The following is a 3,863-nucleotide window of genomic DNA, read 5'->3' on the forward strand; positions in this document are numbered from 1 at the left end:
GCCGTCCTCGTCCTGCACCTTGTGGCCGTCCACGGTGAGGGAGAAGCCGGTGGGCTCAGCGAGGCGCCGCCGGCACCCGGCCGCCGCCGTACCGCCGGACCGTTCCCACCTGACGCGGCGCCACCTCGGCCCCGACCGGCAGCTCCACCACGTCGTGCGCGTCCCGAAGCTCCGTACCGCCCGTCGTCACGCCCGCCACCTGCGCAGCAGCCGGCCGGGCCACGGTGGACGCACCGCCGGACGGGCCCGCGGCGGCGGGACGGCCCGCGGCGGGGCCGGGTGCCCCCGCGGCCGCCGACCCCGGTTCAGTCGGGTCCGTGCCCAGGCGTACAGGACCGCCGCGAGCAGGGACACCAGACACCAGGCCCCCAGGACGACGCCGATCCACGCGAGTGTCCCCATCGCGGCCCCCTGCCCTCGTACCGTGCTCCCGCAGGGGGGATACCCGGTCCGACGGGCCGGTACCGCCCGCGCGGGAGGCATGACCCGAAGGTGTCACGGCACGCCGGAGCCCCCCGCCCCACCAGAGGGGGAACAGGGGGCTCCGGGCGCGCTTCCGGGGTGCCCCGGGGTACGGCGCGCGCGGGACGCGCGCCCCCGGGGAGGCCGACCCGCCGGGCCGACCGAGCGGGTGTCAGAGGCGGTCGGCGGCGATGTTCGCGGCCACCTGCTCCAGCAGCGGACCGGCGTTGGCGATGCACTTCGCCGTGTCGGGCTCCACCGAGGTCAGCGGGTAGGCCCGCTCGATGCCCGCGGCCCGCAGGGCCTCCTCGGTCAGGGCCAGCCGGCCGCACACCGCCACCACCGGCTTGCCCGCGGCCCGTGCGGCCGCGGCCACGCCCGCCGGGGCCTTGCCGTGCAGCGTCTGCTCGTCGAGGGAACCTTCGCCGGTGATCACCAGCGTGGCCCGCTCCAGCGCCGGGGCGAAGCCCAGCACCTCCAGCATCAGCTCGATGCCGGGACGGAAGCTCGCCCCCAGCAGCAGCGCGCCGTAGCCGATGCCGCCCGCGCCGCCCGCGCCCGGGGAGGCCGCCAGCTCGGTCGCCTTCGGGCCGATGGCCTTCTCCAGCACACGCGCGTAGTGCGCGAGCGCGGCGTCCAGCGTGGCCACGTCCTCCGGGGAGGCCCCCTTCTGCGGCCCGTACACGGCCGGGGCGCCCTTCGGGCCGGTCAGGGGGTTGTCCACGTCGCTCGCCAGGACGAAGTCCACCGACGCGAACCGCGGGTCCACCCCGGAGAGGTCCGCGGAGGCCAGCTCGGCCAGCGCCCCGCCGCCGGGGCCCACCGGCCGGCCGTCCGCGGTCAGGAACTCCGCGCCCAGGGCCGCCAGCATGCCGGCGCCGCCGTCGGTGGTGGCGCTGCCGCCGACCCCGAAGACGATCGTGGTCGCGCCCGCGTCCAGGGCCGCCTTCAGCAGCTCGCCCGAGCCGTAGGTGGTGGCGGTCAGGGCGGCGAAGACGCCCTTGGGAAGCAGCTGGAGACCGCTGGCCTCGGCCATCTCCACCACCGCGGTCTCCCCGCGCAGGGCGTAGGCGGCCGTCACCGGTTCGCCGAGCGGGCCGGTGACCCGTACCTCCCGGCGTTCGAATCCGGCGGCCACGGCCGCCGCGACGGTGCCGTCGCCGCCGTCCGCCACGGGGAGGGTTTCCACCTCGACACCGGGGACCGCGGACCGCAGCCCGGCCGTCACCCGCTCCGCGACCTGAACGGCCGTGAGCGAGCCCTTGAATTTGTCCGCGGCGATGAGTACGCGCGCGGCCTCAGTTACTGCTCCGTCCGTCACCTTGCTGATCCCTTGCTATCGAACGTGCAGTCGCGCCACCCCCGAGCCTATCCGGAGGATCCTCCGATGCCCATGGGTGCCCTGCGCCACACCCGGCGCGCCATACCCGGAAAAGGTGATATTCACGCTCATAGTGGGGCCGCATGAGCACCGAATCACCGGAACGTACCCAGTCGGACCCCCCGCCGGACGGCCACGCGGACGGCACCCCCGACCGCTCGGTGGTCGTGATCGGAGTGGTGGCGGTGCTCGCCGTGGTCGCCTGGGCGGCCCTCGGCAAGGAATCCTTCGACTCGGCGTCGAGCAGCGCCCTGGCCTGGGTGCTCGCCAATTTCGCCTGGCTCTTCGTGATCGCCGCCGACGTCTTCCTGGTGATGTGCGTGGTCCTGGCCGTCAGCCGCTTCGGGCGGGTGCGGCTGGGAGCCGACGACTCCGAGCCGGAGTTCACGACCATGGCCTGGATCGCGATGATGTTCAGCGCGGGCATGGGCATCGGCCTGATGTTCTACGGCGTGGGCGAGCCCCTGACCCACTTCCTGGCCCCGCCGCCCGCCTCCGGCGCGGCCCCCGGCACCGGTGACGCGGCCCGGGCGGCCCTGGAGTACTCCTTCTTCCACTGGACCCTGACCCCCTGGGCCATCTACGGCATCGTGGGCCTCGCCCTCGCCTACGCCACCTTCCGCAAGCGCCGCGGCAATCGCCTCAGCTCCGCCTTCGTGCCGCTGATGGGGGCCCGGCGCGCGGACGGGTGGCTCGGCAAGGCCATCGACCTGCTCGCCGTGTTCGCGACCGTCTTCGGCACCGCCACCAGCCTGGGCCTGGGCACCCTCCAGGTCGCGGAGGGACTGAACCTGACCGCGGGGGTCGAGGACTCCACCACCGTGCAGATGGTCATCATCGTGTCGCTCTCCGGGGCCTTCGTCCTCTCCGCCTTCTCGGGCCTGCACAAGGGCGTGAAGTGGCTGAGCACCATCAACATCGTGCTCGCCGCCGCCCTGATGTGCTTCGTCTTCCTCCTCGGGCCCACCGTCTACATCCTGGACGTGATCCCGGCGGGCGTCGGCGGCTACCTCAGCGAGCTGATCCCGATGGCGAGCCGCACCGGTGCCTTCACCGACTCCGAGTGGCTGGGCGCCTGGACCATCTTCTACTGGGCCTGGTGGCTGTCCTGGGCCCCCTTCGTGGGCACCTTCATCGCCCGGATCTCCCGAGGCCGCACGGTCCGCGAGTTCCTCGTCGGCGTCCTCCTGGTGCCCAGCGGCGCCACCGTCGTCTGGTTCTGCGTGATGGGCGGCACCGCGATCCGGCTGGACTCCACCGGCGGGGCCGACCTCGCCGCCACCATCAAGGACGGGGCCGAGGCCTCCCTCTTCGGGATGCTGGACGCCCTGCCCCTGGGCACGGTCACCTCCTGGGTGGCGATGATCCTGGTGATGACCTACTTCGTCACCAGCGCCGACTCCGCCTCCCTGGTGATGGGCTCCCTCACCAGCCGGGGCTCCCTGCACCCGCCGACGTGGCTGGTGGTCACCTGGGGCGTGCTGATGGCGGCCGTGGCGGCGGTCCTGCTGGTCGCGGGCGGACTGAAGTCCCTCCAGACGGCGACCATCCTGGTGGCCCTGCCCTTCGTCTTCGTGATGCTGCTGCTCTGCTGGGCCCTGGTGAAGGAACTCAGAGAGGACCCCGGCGCCGGCCCGGCCCGCCACCCCGCCCTGCACGGCCTCCGCGACGCCGTGAAGGCGATGGTCGGCGACGCCATCACCGAACAGGGCCCGGCCCGCCACCCCCGCCTCCGCCGCGCCGCCGAATCCCGCCGCGACCGAGACGACCCGACGCCCCCGTCCCCCTGAACCCGCCGCATTCAGCCTCGCGGGTGCCTGGGGAGCACCGCACCTCAGCCCGAATTCCAGCCCCGCCGGCGTGTGAGGCGCACCGGGCGCGGAGCGGCCGGGTCAGGGGGTCCGGGGCGCAGCCCCGGTTCCGGGAAGGGGCGGGTCGGGGAGAAGGCCCCGCGCAGCGGCCCCGCCCCCCCCCCCCCCCCCCCCCCCCCCCCCCCCCCCCCCGCCCCCCCCCCCCCCCC

The 3,863-nt window shown here is 74.6% G+C and carries 2 protein-coding genes; one reads left to right on the plus strand and one right to left on the minus strand.

Features of this window, described 5'->3' with window-relative positions:
- Positions 1-634: 634 nt before the first annotated feature.
- Positions 635-1,783, minus strand: a complete 1,149-nt coding sequence (locus ABTZ17_RS36460; protein ID WP_352200118.1) for a glycerate kinase — start codon at positions 1,781-1,783, stop codon at positions 635-637.
- A 143-nt stretch (positions 1,784-1,926) separates the two neighbouring features.
- On the opposite strand from ABTZ17_RS36460, the gene ABTZ17_RS36465 reads away from it, so the two are divergent.
- Positions 1,927-3,633, plus strand: coding sequence for a BCCT family transporter (locus ABTZ17_RS36465; RefSeq protein ID WP_352200119.1), 1,707 nt, complete (start codon positions 1,927-1,929; stop codon positions 3,631-3,633).
- The last annotated feature ends 230 nt before the right edge of the window (positions 3,634-3,863 follow it).

Source organism: Streptomyces sp. NPDC097619 (genome assembly GCF_040302735.1).
Classification (GTDB): domain Bacteria; phylum Actinomycetota; class Actinomycetes; order Streptomycetales; family Streptomycetaceae; genus Streptomyces.